Here is a 15,124-nt window from a genome sequence, read left to right as displayed (position 1 = left end):
GTGCCCCCGCCGCGTGACCTGCGGCGGGGGCACCGTCGTGCTGACGACCGGTCAGGGCTGTGCGGTGAGCGTGAAGCTCTGCGCGGACGAGCCGTCGCAGGTGCGCTGGGTGAGCTGCACGCTGTTCGTCGCGGCGCTCGCGGCGGTCAGGCACTTGCCGCTGTGCCGGGCGGTGAAGTGGTAGCGCCCGGTGCTCTCCTTGACGGGCAGCCACTGCTGGTTCTGCCCACCGCCGTAACTCCACAGTTGCAGCGGCGCGTTGTCGGCGGTCGAGACGTTGGTGACGTCGATGACCTGTTGCGGGTTGCCGCGGATCCCGGCCTGCCGGTAGCCGCTGTCGGTCGAGCGGAACTGGAACTGCTGTGCCTGTGTGCCGTTGCAGGCGTACTGCTGGATCGCGGTCCCGTTCGCCGTCGCGGCCGAACGCGCGTCCACACAGGTGCCGTTGCCGGCGTTGGTCAGCGAGTACCAGGCGGTCTCGGAGATCGAGTCCGTCGGCGGGGTCGTGTTGTCCGCCCCGCCCAGCCACTTCAGCCCGTCCAGCAGGAATCGGTTCTGGGTCTCACTCGCGAACGTCGACGACAGCCGCGTGTTCGTCGTGTAGTTCATCGCGTTGTGGCCGAAGTTCGCGTACAGCATCTTGTACTTCGTGTTGGTCCACAGGATCGGGTAGTAGCCGCTGTACCAGGTCTGGTTGGGATCCGTGCCCAGCGGGAAACTGCTGGGGTCGACGGAGGCCAGGATCTTGATGTCGGGGTTCTGCCGCAGGTCGTTGGACCAGCTGTACCACTCGCTGACCGCCGAGGTGAACGTGGCCGGCAGGTTCTTGGTGGCGGGTTGCGTACGGTCCTCGACCTTCAGGACCGCGGTCGTCGGACCCCAGGTGTTCGACCGGAAGTTGCCGCTGCCGAGGAACTGGTTGTGATACCAGGGCCACTCCGCCGCATCGGTCGTGAAGGCCGACACATGGAAACCCATCCAGGCCCCGCCGCCCCGCATGTAGGCCTCGAAGCCGCTCCGCTGGGCCGACGTCTGCGGCAGGTCGTCCAGGAACAGGACGACCTGGTAGGCGTTGACGCCGCCGTTGCTGAGCAGGTCCCAGTTGGTGCTGGCCGTGTAGGTGAAGCCGTTCGCCGCGGCCTGCCGCGGGAACCAGTCGTTGGCCTCCTTGTCGAAGTCGATGTGCGCCGCGTCCCAGGTGCCGCTGTAGAGCGCCAGCACCTTGAACGGCGCCGCCGCCGAGCTCGCCCGGGCGGCGGGCGGTGCGGCCAGGGTGAGCAGCGTGGCCAGCAGCAGGAAGACCCGCAGGGCCGCGCGCGCCGTACCGGATCGGTTCGTGTACATCGGCTGATCCATCCTCTCCGCGCGGATCACGGGTAGCTGACGAGGTTGGCGACGTTGGTGGCGGAGTTGGACGGGCCGCCCCGGTCGTTGACGACGTGCCGGATCGTGCCCGTGCCGCCGAGCGAGACCGTCACCATGTCCCTGAACTTCACGTTCGCGGTGTTCGGTGCCTCGATGGCGTGCTCGGCGGCGACACCGGGGTTGACGTTGAAGTAGCAGTAGCTGCCGAAGCCGTACACCTGATGGCTGGTCACGGAGTTCGCCACCTTGTAGGCCGCGTAGCCCTGTGTCGAACCGTTCATCCAGGCAGCCTGGTTGGGCGGGTCGTAGGGCATCTCGTTCTGGTAGAAGTACGTGCGGCCGCCGTTGCCGTTCCAGAGGGTCTGGTACTTCTGGTAGTGCTCGACGAACAGGCCGTACATCGTCACGTCGTCACCGTTGACGACGAGTCCGGTGTCGGCGGTGTTGCTGGTCCAGCCCACACCGTTGCCATGGTCGGCGCGCCACAGCCACAGATGGTCGCCGATGACGTCGTCGCTGTTGATCGTCAGGCTGGTGGTGGCCCTGCCGACGCCCGCGCCGCCGATGCGGAAGAACACGTCGTGCAGCGAGCTGGGGTCGGCGCTGTGGTCGGCGGCCGAACCGCTCGGCCCCATCTCCATGAGCTGCGCGGAGTTGGTGGTCCCGGCGTCGATGAGCAGGCCGGCGAGCTGGACGCCGTCCACGTCGGCGACGGTCATCGCGGTGATCCCGTTGTCGGGGATGAGCGTGGCGAGACCCAGGCCCAGGACGACGGTGTCGGCCCTGGTGACCTTCAGTGTCTGGTCGAGGTGGTAGACCCCGGGCGTCACCAGGAGGTTCTTGCCCTGGGCGAGCGCGTCGTTCATCTGCGCCGCCGTCGCACCGGGCTTGACGACGAAGAAGTCCGAGAGGGGCAGGGAAGCGCCCGCGGGAGTGCCGGCGCTCCACGTGGTGCCGCTGGTGTTGGTCCGCACGGCGGGTACGAACACCTTCCAGGCGCCCGCCGAGTCGACGTAGAGGAAGGGCTTCTCACGGGTGACCGGCGCCTGGGCCACCGTGGTGTACGGCGGGCTCGGGAAGCTGTTCGCCGGAGCGTTCTTGGAGCCCACGAAGACCATGTTCCAGTTGGAACCGGTCCAGCTGCCCCACTCGGTGTTGCGCGACAGCCACTGCTGCTGCGAACCCGAGTTGACCTGACCGTCGATCTTCGTGTCGGCCATGTAGCCGCCGCTGGACCAACCACCGTCGTCCAGGGCGAGGTTGCCGCGCAGGTGCATGCGCCGGTACGGAGCCGCCTGCGACACGGCCCAGCGGTCCGAACCGTTGGTCGGGGTCACGGACAGGTTCTCCGCCGACCGCCAGAAGTTCTGGGTGGCGTTGCCCTGGAACCAGTCGGCCTCGGCGTGCACCGAGCCGCGGATGGTGACGTCGTCGGGGGAGAGGCCGAGGCCCGCGACCTGCGTGTAGAAGCCGACGTTGGCGTTGGCGTCGTAGGTGCCCGGCTTGAACAGGAAGGCCTTGCGGGCGGTGCCGAACTGGTTGGTCTCCTGCTGGGAGAAGGCCGCGTTGAGACTGCTCTGGATCGTCGCGGCGGGCGTCGACGGATCGAAGACGGTGACGTTCGGGCCGAGGTCCGGGGTCCCGGGCGGCGGCGTCGCGTCGACGGGGTTGACGCGGAAGGACTGGGCGGCCGTGCCGTTGCACGTGTACTGCTGGAGCTGCACGCTGTCCGCGGTCGAGGCGCTCGGCACGTCGAGGCACTTGCCGCTGTTGCGGTTGACGAAGTGGTACGCGCCGTCGGCCTGCGCCACGGCCTGCCACTGCTGGTTGGTGCCGCCGCTGTACGTCCACAGCTGCACCAGGGCGCTGTCCGCCGTCGACACGTCGGTGACGTCCCAGGCCTTGGTGGCGTCGGCCCGGTTGTCGACCTGCGCGTATCCGCCGGACGTGGCCGCGAACTGCCACTGCTGGGCCTGGCTGCTGTTGCACGCGTACTGCTGGACCGCGGTGCCGTTCGCCGTCGCGGCGGCTCGGGCGTCGACGCACTTGCCGCTGCCCGCGTTGACGACGGTGGCCCAGCCGGTGGGCAGCGCGGCGGCCTGGGCGGCCGCCCAGGCCTGCGGAACCGCGTCGGCCTGCGCGGCGAACGCCACGCCGGACGCCGTGCTCGCCACGAGGGCGAACGCGGTCAGTGCTTTGGGTATCCGATGTCTGCCGGACTGTCCTGGGAATCGGGACATGGGGATTCTCCTGCGCTGGTGGGGGGTTGGGGGAAGGTCAGCCGGTGTACTGCGCGAAGACGCGCGTGAAGTCCCAGTTCTGCTGGCCCACTCCGGAGCAGGAGTCGGCCACGCCTCCCGTGCAGGGGCGGTCACGGTTGACCGACCAGAACGTCAGCCGTGCCAGGTGGTGCTGTTGCGCGTAACCGAGGATGGTCCGGAAGTCGGCCACGGTGACCGTCTCGTTCTGGTCGGTGATGCCGTTCATGGAGGAGATGCCCATGCCCCGGTACGCCTGGTCGTCGCTGTAGCCGTAGGCGTTCTTCAGCGCCGTCTTGAGGCCCTCCGCGGCCCGCAGGGTGAGCGTGCCCATGTTCTGGCCCGCGCCGCCGAAGTCGAACGGCATGATCGTCCAGCTGTCCACGCTCAGGCCGGACGCCGCGGCGCGGTTGATCAGGCTCGTGTCGGGGCCGTTCGTCCCGGTGCCTATGGTGACGTACACCTTGATGCCCGGGTTGTTGGCCTTGACCGTCTTGAGCGCGTCCACGGTGCGCTGCTGCACCGTCGGGTTGCTGTACGCGTCGGCCTCGATGTCGATGTCGATCGCCTTGAGCGCGTAGGCGTTGATGACCTTCTGGTACGCGGTCGCCAGCTCCCCGGCGCTCGAACAGGAACTCTCCAGCTTGTTGCCGCTGTAGCCGCCGAACGACGGGATGATGTCACCGCCGTTCGCCCGCACGGTGTTGACCGTCTGCTGGTCGACACCGCCGGTCAGCGGACGGCCGCCGTCCCACTGCGGGTTGCAGTAGCCGTTGCTGAGCACGAAGGCGAGCGTGAACCATTTGACGCCGGTGGCGTTCATGACGGTGGTGGGGCTCGGCGGGGCGCCCCAGCCGTTGTAGAGGTACGGGGCGACGGCCATCGGCCCGGTCGGTGTCGGGTTGCCGCCGGTGGGGGCGGTCCACTTCTGGTTGGCGGCGCCGGTGCAGGTCCAGATCTGGATGGGGGTGGCGTTCGCCGAGGTGTTGCCGGTGACGTCGGCGCACTTGTCGGCCTGTGGGTTGACGAGGTCGCGGGCGGCGGAGACCGTCCACTTCTGGTTGGCGCCGCCGGAGCAGTCCCACAGCTGGAGCTTGGCCCCGTTCGCGGTCGAATTGCCGGTGACGTCGAGGCACTTGCCGAGGGCCCGGATCGTGCCGTCGGTACCGACCGTCCACTGTTGGGCGGCGGTGCCGTTGCAGTCGTAGAGCTGTACGGCCGTGCCGTTGGCGGAGCTCGCGCCGGCCACGTCGAGGCACTTGCCGGCGAGGCCGGTGATCGTGCCCGTGGCGGCGGAGGCGGGGACGGCGCTCAGGGCACCCGCCGAGAGGGCGAGCAGTGCGGTCGTGAGGGTTCCGCGCAACACGGCGGAACGCGCGAGGGAAGGTCTGGTCATCAGGGGGATCACAGCCTTTCGTCCGAGGCTGATGGTGGGGGAGTGTTCACGTACATGAACGGTGAGTGCATTCATGGAACCGTGGCGATCGGGAACCTAAAGGTCTGCACCAAAGTCGTCAAGAGATGAAGCAAAGGAGGCCGTGAATTGGGTTGCTTTCACGAGGAGTTGAAGGCGCGAAGGGTGGCGAAGGGGTGGCGTCCCTGTTCAGCGTCTTGCCGTGGCCTCCGCCACCTGCTCTACTCCCGGTGATCCGGAACATGCGTTCGTCACTCGACCGCACACGCGATCCGCACGGCACGGCACAGCACAAGAGCGAGGATGGGAACGGCGTGGAAGCAGTGGCTGGGCAGGAGGACGTACGGGGTGCTCTGCCCCAGGGGCTCGGTACGGCCATTCGTGAAACCGCCGACGAGATCGCCGCGCTGTTGCGCCGGGGCGCCGACATGGAGCGTGCGGTACCCGGCTCGGAGTGGAACGTCGGGGAAGCGGCGGCGCATCTGGCGCAGGCCAACGAACTGATGGCCGAGATCGCCGCCGGACGCCCGCGCGGTCACGGGGACGGCACGCCGGGGAGCCTCGCCGCGGCCAACGAGCGCGCGCTCGCCGAGTTCGACGAGCGCGCGGCCGGTCCGCTCGCCGCGATGATCGTGGCCCAGGCCGACGCCTACCTGAAGGCGCTGGAAGAAGGTGCCACGGACGAGACCGTCGTCACCCCGCTGGGCACGATGAGCCGGGGCGTTCTCGGGTCCTACCTCCTCACCCACATGCTCGGCCACGGTTACGACCTCGCCCGCGCGCTGGGGCGCCCCCACATGATCGACCGCGCCCGGGTCGAGCTGACGCTGCCGTTCATGACCATGGTCATGCCCCGGGTGACCGACCCCGTCCGCACGTCCGGACTGACGGCCCGCTATGCCGTCCGGCTGTGGGGCGGTGCCCGGTTCGGCGTGACGTTGTCCGGCGGCGAGGTGTCCGTCACCTCGCAGCTGCCGCCCCGCCCGGACTGCACCATCTTCATCGAGCCGGTCACCTTCCTGCTGATGGCACTCGGTCGCTGTGACCAGGTGAGCGCCATCGCCCGGGGCCGGATCCTCGTCTGGGGCCGCAAGCCGTGGCTGGCGCCGCGCTTTCCGGGGCTGTTCACGGCGCCCTGAGCGGACGAGGCCGCGTGGAACCGGGGCCCTGCCGTGCCGCGGCCGGCCGGGCAATGGAACAGCGGTCCGTTGTTCCCTTTCACCGGTGCGCCACAGGATTCGGGCCTGGCCGTCCTGCAAGGAAGGCGCGACGACGGTCAGTGAGTGAGGGCCGCCCCCCGTCGGCCGCGGACGGCCGGGGAGCCCTGTCGACCGCGGTGTCGTCGACGTGCATGCGTGCGTATACGTGTCGACAACCGGGTCACGAGCGTGATCACGCGTTCAGTCAGGAACAGGGGCAGGGCATGCTCATACCCATACCCATAGCCACACCCAGACCCAGCACCCTCCCGCCGGCCGGAACCACCTGCAGCCCGGACACGCCCCCCTTCGCCGTCCCGAGCCGAGCGGGCGGCGTCGCCACCGGGGGCGGAGCGACGGCCGGCAACACCGACTCGACCTGAGGGGCCCGACGTCGGCGCCGTGCGAGCCGCCGGCCGCCCGACGGATGCCGTGCGAGCCGCCGGCCGCCCGACGGACGCCGTGCGGCAGGATGGGGCCATGAGCGTCGTGAAGATCAACGTACTGACCGTTCCGGGCGAGCAGCGGGAAACGCTGGAGAAGCGCTTCGCCTCCCGCGCGCACACCGTGGAGAGCTCCGACGGGTTCGAGTGGTTCGAACTCCTGCGCCCCGTCGAGGGCACCGACAGCTACCTCGTCTACACGCGGTGGCGGGACGAGGAGTCCTTCCAGGCCTGGATGGAGGGGCCGATGAAGGCGGCCCACCAGGGTGGTGCCGCGGAGAGCGGCGAGCGCCCCAAGCCGGCCGCGAGCGGGTCCACGCTGTGGTCCTTCGAGGTCGTACAGCAGGCCGCGCCGAAGACGGACTAGAACAGGCCGCGCTCGCCGCGGGCCGCGCTTCCCGCGGCGGCGCGGTTGTCAGTGGTGATCGATAGGGTCGGCGCACCTGATCAGCTGAGGAGCGCCGACCATGAGACCTCCGGCCGAACTGGACAGCGTCCAGTGGCACGCCCTGACGCATGCCTACGGTCCCGCCGAGGACGTACCCGATCTGATCAGGGCGCTGTACGACGAGGACGAGGAGACGGTCTGCGGGGCCGTCTACGAGCTCTACGGCAACATCCACCACCAGGGCACGATCTACCCGGCCTCGGCGCCCGCCGTCCCCTTCCTCGCGCACGCCGTCCGGCATGCCCCGGGCAAGCGCGACGAGTTGCTGATGCTGCTCGCCGTCCTCGCCGACCACGACCCCGACGACGTCGACTCGCCGCACTGGCCGGGTAGTTCGGTCGCCGCGGTGTGCGCCGAGCTCTGCCGGGTGCTCCCGGAGCTGCTGCCGTGCCTCGATGACGACGAGCGCGTGGTGCGCCGGGCGGCCCTCCGGGTGGTCGCGGCCGTGGCCGAGTTCCTCCCGGCCGAGCTCCGGACCCTCGCCCTGGCCCGGGTCGACGAGGTCTACGCCACCGATCCGGTCGCGGCGGTGCGGGCGGACGCCGTGGTCGTCCTGGCCCGGTTCGGCCAAGAGCCCCTGCCACTGGACAGTCCGCTGGCCGAAGTCAGACTGGCGGCCGCCGTGCTCGCCGCCGAGGCGTCCGGGCCGCCGTACCCGGCCGAGCTGGTGGAGATCCTCGCCGACGACGGCGCCGACCCCGACCCCGGAGACGACAACTTCCCCTGGGCGGGCACCGCCACCCCCGACGTCCACCTCACCCACCTGCTCACCCAGGATCCGGACGCCGCTCTCACGGTGGCCGCCCGCTGGATCGCGGCGGGCGACCTGGGCTCGCGCGGATCCTGGCTGGCCCAGGAGATCGCCGAGACCTGGCGCGACCGGGAGCCCGAGGTCCTGGATCTCCTGTTCGCCGCACTGCCCGAGCAGAGGGGCGCCCGCGGCGTCGCCCACATCCTCCGCACCATCGGCACCTGGATCGAACACCTGCCGGAGCCGGGCGCCGATCTGCGGGACACGCTGTACCGCTACGCCGTCACCGACGGGGAGAGCGCCGAGCCCGCGCTCCTCGCCCTGGTGCGCTCCCGCGACCCTCGCTCCCTGGAGCTGGCGTCGCGCCGCCCCGATGCCCGGACGCTCAGAGCGGCGGCCTGGTCCTTCCCGGAAGCGGCCGACCGGCTGATACCCGTGATCCGCCGTGAGTTGGCGGCGGGCGCGACCGGGAACGACGGCATCGCCCTGGTCGAGGCCCTGGCACCGTTCGGTACAGCCGCCCGCCAGGCCGAGGCCGAACTGGTCGACTGCCTGCGGACCCGCAGCGCGGCCGTCGTCGCCGCCCGCCGGCTCGGGCTCAACGGCGTACTGACACCGCAGATCGCCGCCCTGCTGGAGGAGTCGGTGGGCAGTACCGACCCCGCCCTCCGCGGCGCGGCGGCGGTGGCCCACTATCGGCTGACCGGCGACGCCGGCCCGGCGCTGCGTATCTTCGAGGACCTGCTCTCGGCCAAGGGCCCGACACACTGGCACCTGAGCGGTCTCCAGCCGCTCGGCGGCGCCGCCGCTCCGCTGCTGCCGCGCATCGAGCCCCTGCTGACGGCCCGCTACGACTGGACTCGGCTGGCGGCCGCCGAGGCGCACCACAGCATCACCGGATCGCCGGACCGCGCCGTGCCCGTCCTCGTCGAGCTGGTCGGTCCCAGCCCGGTCGGCCTCGGGGCACTGAAGGCGCTGGCCGCCATCGGCCAGGTCCCCGAGGAACTCCGTCCCGCCCTGCGTTCCTTCGCCTTCTCCCCGCTGCGCCTGCTCGCCGAACGGATCCTCCAGGAACCCGGCCGACACCCGGACGAGGAACTCCGCGCGCTGGCCTGGCGGTTGCTCGGCGCGCGGCAGTGAGCCCGTCAAGTCGTACAGGGAGCCCCGATCGCCCAGGTGGTGTCCTGTTCGGGCAGGTCACCGGTCTGTGCGTCGCCGGGCGCCGGGTCGGCCGCGCGGGTGGGGTTCCGGCCCGTGGTGGGCACGGAACCCCATGGTGCGATCGCGCAGGTCAGTAGGTGTGCAGGGTCAGCCCGTAGCGGTTGAGGATCTCGTTGATCGGCTGGAACCACGTCTCGCCGCCGCTGGAGCAGTTGCCCCATCCGCCGGAAGTGACCCCCTGTGCCTGGTCGCCGCTGATGAACGAGCCGCCGGAGTCGCCGGGTTCGGCGCAGACGCTCGTCTTCGTCATCTGGTGCACCGCGCCCTGGCTGTAGTTGACGGTCTCGTTCTTGGCCAGCACCGTGCCGCAGTGCCAGTGCGAGGTCGACCCCGAACGGCAGATGGAGGCGCCCACAGGGGCTTCGGCCGAGCCGCGCACCAGTTGGTCGGGCACCGTGCCCCAGCCGAGCACGACGGGCACCGTCCACCAGCCGCTGCCCACGCTGACCCAGGCGTAGTCGTTGTCGGGGAACGAGGAACCCTGGAACGAGCCGATGTAGGACCCGTCCCAGCCGCTGACGCCCGCGCCGGGCCGACCGCAGTGGCCGGCGGTGACGAAGCCGCCGTAGACCGAGAAGCCGATGGAACAGCGGACGTTGCCCGTGTAGTAGGGGTCGCCGCCGACCGTGCCCGCGGCGAAGGTACCGGGGGCTGTGGCGGAGGACTCGACAGTGACCGGACCGGCGTTGCGGGCCTGCGACAGGAAGCGCTGGACATCGTTGTCAGCGCGCTTGTCGCGGACCACGGTCACCACGACCGTGTTCGCCACCGGATCGACATGCCAACTGCTCACGCCCGAAGGGGCGGGGAGCCGGTCGATTCGGGCCTTCGCGGCGTCCAACTGCCGAGCGCTGCGCTCGACGGTACGGACGCGGGCCCCCGCGGCGAGGATCTCCTTGCGAGCGGCCCGCGATGCGTCCGAGGTGACGGCCACGGTCAGCCGACCGCTGGCGGCGTCGAACCAGGAGCCTCCGTACGCGTCACCCGCCGTGCGGCGCACCTCGGACTGGAGCCCGGCGGCGGTCCGCTCGGCCGTCAGCCGCGCCTGCGCCTGGTCCTCGGACAGCCCGAACTGCTGCTGCATGGCGTCGAGCAGCCCGGCGGAGGCGTAAGGGGAGGTGGCCCGGGAGTCCGCCGTGGGGGTGGCGGCCGAGGCGGGGAGCGTGCCGGCTCCGCCGAGACCCGCCAGCGTCAGGAGTGCGGCCAGCCCGATGTGCTTGAACCTCGTGCGTCTCATGGGAGTTGCCCTTCGTCGTTCCAGTGAGTGGGGGTGGAACAGCCGATGCTTGAGAGCGCTCTCATCTGTGGCGCGGCAGAGCCTAGTCCGCTCTGCAAGTCAGGTCCATGCCAATGCGGGGCGGATTTCTCCGGTGTGCTGAGGGCCGCGGACCGCGCTGCGGGTCCGGGCTGCGAGCCGCGCCACGGATCCGCGCTGCGGACCGCGCTACGGATCTCTACTGCGGGGCGGACTGTGGACCCGTCCCGCGGGCCGGGCCGGGCCGGGCCGGGCCGGGCCGGGCCGCGCTCGGCTCGGCGGCCGCTCGGGCTCACCCGCCGGGTGTGTCGCCGACGCGTCGTGCGCCGTCACTCCAGAACGGACGCGCCAAGGCGGTGCGGTTCACCGCCCTGGGCGCCATCTCCCGCACCCTCGACGGGCGGCCCGGGGACGTACTGCGCCGAGTGCCGGACGCCCCGGAGGGCGCGAGCGCCTGCACACCGCCGCTCGCGGTCGACGCTGCCAGGGAGCTGATCGGTTCCGTCTCCTCGCCGGAGGGAGGGGGTGTAGGCCGGCGCCAGATGTCCGGTGACCCCGAGGGCCGGCAGGTCGCGGTGTTGGTGGCGGTGGCGGCGGTGGCGGTGGCGGCGGCCGTGGCCGCGGCGGTGGCGGTGGTGGTGGTGGCGGCGGTGGTGGTGGTGATGATGGGTGCCGACCCACCGGAAGGCCGAGGAGCTGAAGATCGCCTCGCGTTCGACCATCGCGAGCAGCGTCCACTCTGGATGCCGCCGCCTCGGAGCGCGGCGACGAAGAGACAGGATGGCTCTCGACTATCGATTGAATTCGATTGATAGTCGATATATCCACCCACTGCGTGGAGGCGCTCGGGGGAGGGCTCGCCGTGGCCGGGGGCCCGGGGACGACTCGTAAAGCGAAGGTCGGCGATGACTCGTAAATTGGAGGAGTGGACATCCCGGCACCGGAGAACACGGAGGGGGTCACGGAAGAGGTCGATTACCGCGCCCTGTTCACCGCCACGCCGAGCCCGTACCTGGTGCTCACGCCGGAACTGGTGATCGTCGGCGTCAACGAGGCGTACTGCCGGGCGACCCTGCGCACCCGCGACGACCTGATCGGCCAGTACCTGTTCGACGCCTTCCCGGCCAACCCGGACGACCCGGAGGCGGACGGCGTGCGGAACCTGTCGGTCTCGCTGGAGCGCGTGCTGGCCACGAGGCAGCCGGACGCGATGGCGGCGCAACGCTACGACATCCCCCTCGTGTCCCGGCCCGGGCAGTTCGAGGAACGTTGGTGGTCACCGGTCAACACGCCCGTGTTCGGACCGGACGAGAGCCTGTCGTGGATCATCCACCGGGTGGAGGACGTGACCGACTTCGTGCGGGCCCGACGCCGGCGCGGCCGACAGACGACCGGCTTCTCCAGCGAGCGGGAGGCCATGGAGGCCGAACTGTACGTCCGCGCCAAGGAGCTGCAACGGCTCAACGAGGAGCTGCGCCGCGCCCATGCCCGTGAGCGGCAGGTGGCCATCACCTTGCAGGAGGCGATGCTCCACTCCCCGGACCTGACCCGGCACCGGGACGTCGCGGTGCGCTACCTGCCCGCCATCGGCTCGCTGAACGTGTGCGGGGACTGGTACGACACCGTCGATCTGGCCAACGGCCGGTTCACCGTCGCGGTCGGTGACGTGGTCGGTCACGGCCTGGAGGCCGCCACCGTCATGGGCATGCTCCGCAGCGCACTCTCCGCGGCCAGCCGCGCGGTCGCCGGGCCCGCACAGGCCCTGGAGGTGCTCGGGCTGTACGCCCGCTCCGTGGAGGGAGCACTGGCCGCCACGGCGGTGACGGCGCTGGTCGACACCCGGTCCCGCCTGATCATCTACTCCAGCGCCGGGCATCCCCCGCCGGTGCTCATGCAGCCGGACGGCTCCTGCGGGCTGCTCGACCAGGCCACCGACCCGCCGCTCGGCGCCCGCCCCGAACACGTTCCGCGCCCCCAGGCGGGCACCGCCTACCGCCCCGGGGCCACCCTCGTCATGTATACGGACGGTCTCATCGAGCGCCATGACGAGGACATCGACACCGGTCTGACCCGCCTGACCGACACGCTCACCCAGCACTGCGCGGGGCTGGACCCGGAACAGCTCGCGGACACCCTGCTGGCCCACCTGGGGGTCAGCCACGGGGCGCGCGACGACATCGCCCTTGTGGTCGTAGGCCTTTGACCGGTGGGAGCAGGTCCGGGCGCAGGGCGGACGGCAGGCCCGGGCGTAAGGGGTACGGCAGGCCCGGGCGCAAGGCGGACGGCAAGTCCGGGCGTAAGGGGGACGGCAACTCCGGGCGCAAGGCGGACGGCAACTTCGGTGCGCACGTCCGACGGAACCGGTACGACAGGTAGGTGAGTCCGTGTGGGCGGGTCGGACGGGCAAGTCCTCCCGGGTGAGGCTGAATTCGCCTGCCCGAAAGGATGAATGACCCGGATGGCACGGCGTGTCGCGGATGTCGGCCCAGCACCCTTCGACTCCAGGGACCGTGAGGCGGACCGGACGGCAGGGGGCGGATGTGGCAGGGCGGCAGCGGCTGACGTCGTGGGGGGACCGGGCACGCTACCTGTTCGACAGCACACTGGCCCGCAGCACAGGCGCGCTGCTGGGCTGGCTGACCGTGTGCTGTCTGGCGATCGTCGTGCCCGTCAGCGCCCTGCTGGTGTGGACGGACCCCGACGCCCCGCGGTCCTTGTCGGGCCGGCTCACCGTCGTGTGGCGCACCAGCGCGGAGACTCTGCGGCTGGGCGGGGTGACGGGCGCGCCGCTGCGCATGTTGTTGTCCGTACTGCTCGGCGCGATCGCACTGTTGTGCGTGTCGACCCTGGTGGGTGTGATCACCACCGGCCTCGGGGACCGGCTCACGGAGCTGCGGCGGGGGCGTTCGACGGTGCTGGAGCGGGACCACGCCGTCGTGCTCGGCTGGTCGGACCAGGTGTTCACGGTGGTCTGTGAACTGATCGCCGCCCGGGCCGGCCGGGGGCGGGGCGTGGTCGCCGTGCTCGCCGACCGCGACACGGCCGAGATGGAAGAGGCGCTCAGGGCCTCGCTGAGCGTCACCGGCAGGGCCCGGCTGGTCTGCCGTACGGGAGCCCCGACGGACCCCCGGGCCCTCGCGCTGGTCGCGCCGACGACGGCCGGCTCGGTGCTGGTGCTGCCCACCGACGACGCCGACGCGGACCTCCAGGTCCTGCGGGTGCTGCTGGCGCTGCGGACGCTGGTCGCCCCCCACGCGGCGCCGACGGTGGTGGCCGCGGTGCGCGACGCGCGCTATCTGCCCACCGCGCGGCTGGCGGCCGGGCCCCGGGGCACGGTCCTGGAGACCGATCTGACCACGGCGCGACTGCTCGTGCAGGCGGCTCGGCGACCCGGGCTGCCTGCGGCGCTGCGCGACCTCCTGGACTTCGCCGGGGCCGAGTTCCATGTGCGCGACGCGGCGGACCTGGCCGGGCTGACCTTCAAGGAGGTCGTGCTGCGCTTCGAGGAGTCCTGCGTCGTCGGTCTGCTGTCGGCCGACGGCCTGCCCCTGCTCACTCCGGGGGCGGAGACCGTCCTCGGCCCCACGGACCGGCTGGTCGTCGTGGCCCACGACGACACGGTCCCCCCGCCCGTCGACTGCCGCAAGCACGTCGACCCCGCGGTCGTCACCGCCCCCGGACCACGGCCCGACCGCCCGTCACGGATGCTGCTGCTGGGCTGGAACCGCCGTGCGCCGATGGTCGTCGAGACCCTGCGCAGGAGCGTCCGGCCCGGATCCGTCCTCGACGTGCTGCCCGGTGCCGGTGCCGGTGCCGGTGCCGGTTGCGCGCCGACGCCGTCCGTCGGCCTCCCGGACCCCGGGCCGCTCGACGTCGTGTGGCACGCCGGCGACCCGGTGCGCCCCGAGGCGCTGCGCGCCCTCGACCTGTTCGGGTACGACAGCGTCATCGTGCTGGGGCCGGACGCGGGCGCCGGTCCCGAGCTGCCCGACGACCGGGCCCTGCTCACCCTGTTGGTGCTGCGGTCGCTGGAGGAGGAGGCGGGCCGCCCGCTGCCGGTGCTGGCCGAACTGTGCGACCACCGCAGCCGGGCTCTGGCCCCCTTGGGTCCGGCGGCCGACGCGGTGGTACGGGGAGAGCTCACCGGTCTGCTGATGGCGCAGATCTCCCACCATCCCGCGTTGGCCGCGGTGTTCGAAGAGATCTTCGTCGCCCGGGGCGGAGCGCTCGCCCTGCGTCCGGCCGCCGACTACGTGCTGCCCGGCAGTGAGACGTCCTTCGCGACGGTCGTGGCGGCGGCGCTGGAGCGTGGCCAGTGCGCGATCGGCTACCGCGCGCACGGTCCGGACACCGCGCGCCGTGGCGACGGCTTCCGGCTCTGTCCCCGTAAGGCCGAACGGCGCGTGTGGAGCGCCGAGGACGAGGTACTCGTCCTGACCCCGACCCCCGACGGGCGTGACGTCCCGGGCGGACAGGACAGCGGGCTGCCCGGGATGCGCCGGGAGCACGAGGGCGGCGGCTCGCCGACCGGTGTGCCGCTGGGCTGACCCGGGCGCGATCGCCCCCGGGCACACGGCGTGGCGGCCGACGGACGGGAGGATTGCCACCGCGGGCGGCTCCCTCCGGCCGGAGGGGACGGCGGGACTGCCCCCTTGGACCCTTCGCCCGGCTGGTACGCTGCGCGACGGCGTTCGGGGCCCTTGCTGATCACCGTCTTCACTGGTCGTCGCCTACGGGGCCACCTACCGGCACCGGCACCGATTCCGCCGC

The 15,124-nt window shown here is 71.5% G+C and carries 10 protein-coding genes; 6 read left to right on the top strand and 4 right to left on the bottom strand.

Annotated features, from left to right (window positions below; all coding sequences use genetic code 11):
• Positions 1-51: 51 nt before the first annotated feature.
• The 3 genes from ACFV0T_RS27215 to ACFV0T_RS27205 are packed head-to-tail and all read right to left on the bottom strand — an operon-like array spanning position 52 to position 5,019.
• Entirely contained in the window at positions 52-1,344 is a 1,293-nt protein-coding gene (locus tag ACFV0T_RS27215) for a ThuA domain-containing protein (protein WP_385784299.1), read from the bottom strand.
• Between the two features lie 26 nt (positions 1,345-1,370).
• Positions 1,371-3,605, bottom strand: a complete 2,235-nt coding sequence (locus tag ACFV0T_RS27210; protein WP_385784296.1) for an RICIN domain-containing protein — start codon at positions 3,603-3,605, stop codon at positions 1,371-1,373.
• A gap of 37 nt (positions 3,606-3,642) precedes the next feature.
• On the bottom strand, positions 3,643-5,019 hold the full coding sequence (locus ACFV0T_RS27205) for a ricin-type beta-trefoil lectin domain protein (protein ID WP_385784294.1): 1,377 nt from the start codon (positions 5,017-5,019) through the stop codon (positions 3,643-3,645).
• A 341-nt stretch (positions 5,020-5,360) separates the two neighbouring features.
• Between ACFV0T_RS27205 and ACFV0T_RS27200 the strand changes: the two genes are divergently transcribed.
• From ACFV0T_RS27200 to ACFV0T_RS27190, 3 genes are all read left to right on the top strand, one after another.
• Positions 5,361-6,176: a maleylpyruvate isomerase family mycothiol-dependent enzyme gene (locus ACFV0T_RS27200; protein ID WP_385784312.1), complete on the top strand. Its 816-nt coding sequence runs from the start codon at positions 5,361-5,363 to the stop codon at positions 6,174-6,176.
• A 540-nt stretch (positions 6,177-6,716) separates the two neighbouring features.
• Positions 6,717-7,046, top strand: coding sequence for an antibiotic biosynthesis monooxygenase family protein (locus ACFV0T_RS27195; protein ID WP_385784291.1), 330 nt, complete (start codon positions 6,717-6,719; stop codon positions 7,044-7,046).
• Positions 7,047-7,146: 100 nt separating this feature from the next.
• Positions 7,147-9,018: a hypothetical protein gene (locus ACFV0T_RS27190; RefSeq protein WP_385784288.1), complete on the top strand. Its 1,872-nt coding sequence runs from the start codon at positions 7,147-7,149 to the stop codon at positions 9,016-9,018.
• Between the two features lie 151 nt (positions 9,019-9,169).
• On the opposite strand, the gene ACFV0T_RS27185 is transcribed toward ACFV0T_RS27190, so the two are convergent.
• Positions 9,170-10,336 carry an alpha-lytic protease prodomain-containing protein gene (locus tag ACFV0T_RS27185; RefSeq protein ID WP_385784285.1) on the bottom strand — a complete coding sequence of 389 codons (1,167 nt, stop codon included), beginning with the start codon at positions 10,334-10,336 and terminating at the stop codon, positions 9,170-9,172.
• 374 nt (positions 10,337-10,710) lie between these two features.
• On the opposite strand from ACFV0T_RS27185, the gene ACFV0T_RS27180 reads away from it, so the two are divergent.
• The 3 genes from ACFV0T_RS27180 (at position 10,711) to ACFV0T_RS27170 (ending at position 14,901) form a co-directional block, all read left to right on the top strand.
• On the top strand, positions 10,711-11,166 hold the full coding sequence (locus tag ACFV0T_RS27180) for a hypothetical protein (RefSeq protein WP_385784282.1): 456 nt from the start codon (positions 10,711-10,713) through the stop codon (positions 11,164-11,166).
• 113 nt (positions 11,167-11,279) lie between these two features.
• The gene (locus tag ACFV0T_RS27175; RefSeq protein ID WP_385784279.1) at positions 11,280-12,557 is read left to right on the top strand and encodes a PP2C family protein-serine/threonine phosphatase; all 1,278 of its coding nucleotides are present in this window, start codon (positions 11,280-11,282) and stop codon (positions 12,555-12,557) included.
• A gap of 337 nt (positions 12,558-12,894) precedes the next feature.
• Positions 12,895-14,901, top strand: a complete 2,007-nt coding sequence (locus ACFV0T_RS27170) for an NAD-binding lipoprotein (protein WP_385784276.1) — start codon at positions 12,895-12,897, stop codon at positions 14,899-14,901.
• Positions 14,902-15,124: the final 223 nt, after the last annotated feature.

It is taken from the genome of Streptomyces sp. NPDC059582 (assembly GCF_042735715.1).
Taxonomy (GTDB): Bacteria; Actinomycetota; Actinomycetes; order Streptomycetales; family Streptomycetaceae; genus Streptomyces.
Note: the sequence above shows the minus strand (reverse complement) of the source record. Positions and strands in the feature narration are given on the sequence as shown.

What these genes read in the sequence shown, in the direction of transcription:
- ACFV0T_RS27210 (WP_385784296.1), bottom strand. Translation starts at nt 3,605, where the DNA reads ATGTCCCGATTCCCAGGACAGTCCGGCAGACATCGGATACCCAAAGCA.
- ACFV0T_RS27205 (WP_385784294.1), bottom strand. Translation starts at nt 5,019, where the DNA reads ATGACCAGACCTTCCCTCGCGCGTTCCGCCGTGTTGCGCGGAACCCTC.
- ACFV0T_RS27190 (WP_385784288.1), top strand. Translation starts at nt 7,147, where the DNA reads ATGAGACCTCCGGCCGAACTGGACAGCGTCCAGTGGCACGCCCTGACG.
- ACFV0T_RS27185 (WP_385784285.1), bottom strand. Translation starts at nt 10,336, where the DNA reads ATGAGACGCACGAGGTTCAAGCACATCGGGCTGGCCGCACTCCTGACG.
- ACFV0T_RS27195 (WP_385784291.1), top strand. Translation starts at nt 6,717, where the DNA reads ATGAGCGTCGTGAAGATCAACGTACTGACCGTTCCGGGCGAGCAGCGG.
- ACFV0T_RS27215 (WP_385784299.1), bottom strand. Translation starts at nt 1,344, where the DNA reads ATGTACACGAACCGATCCGGTACGGCGCGCGCGGCCCTGCGGGTCTTC.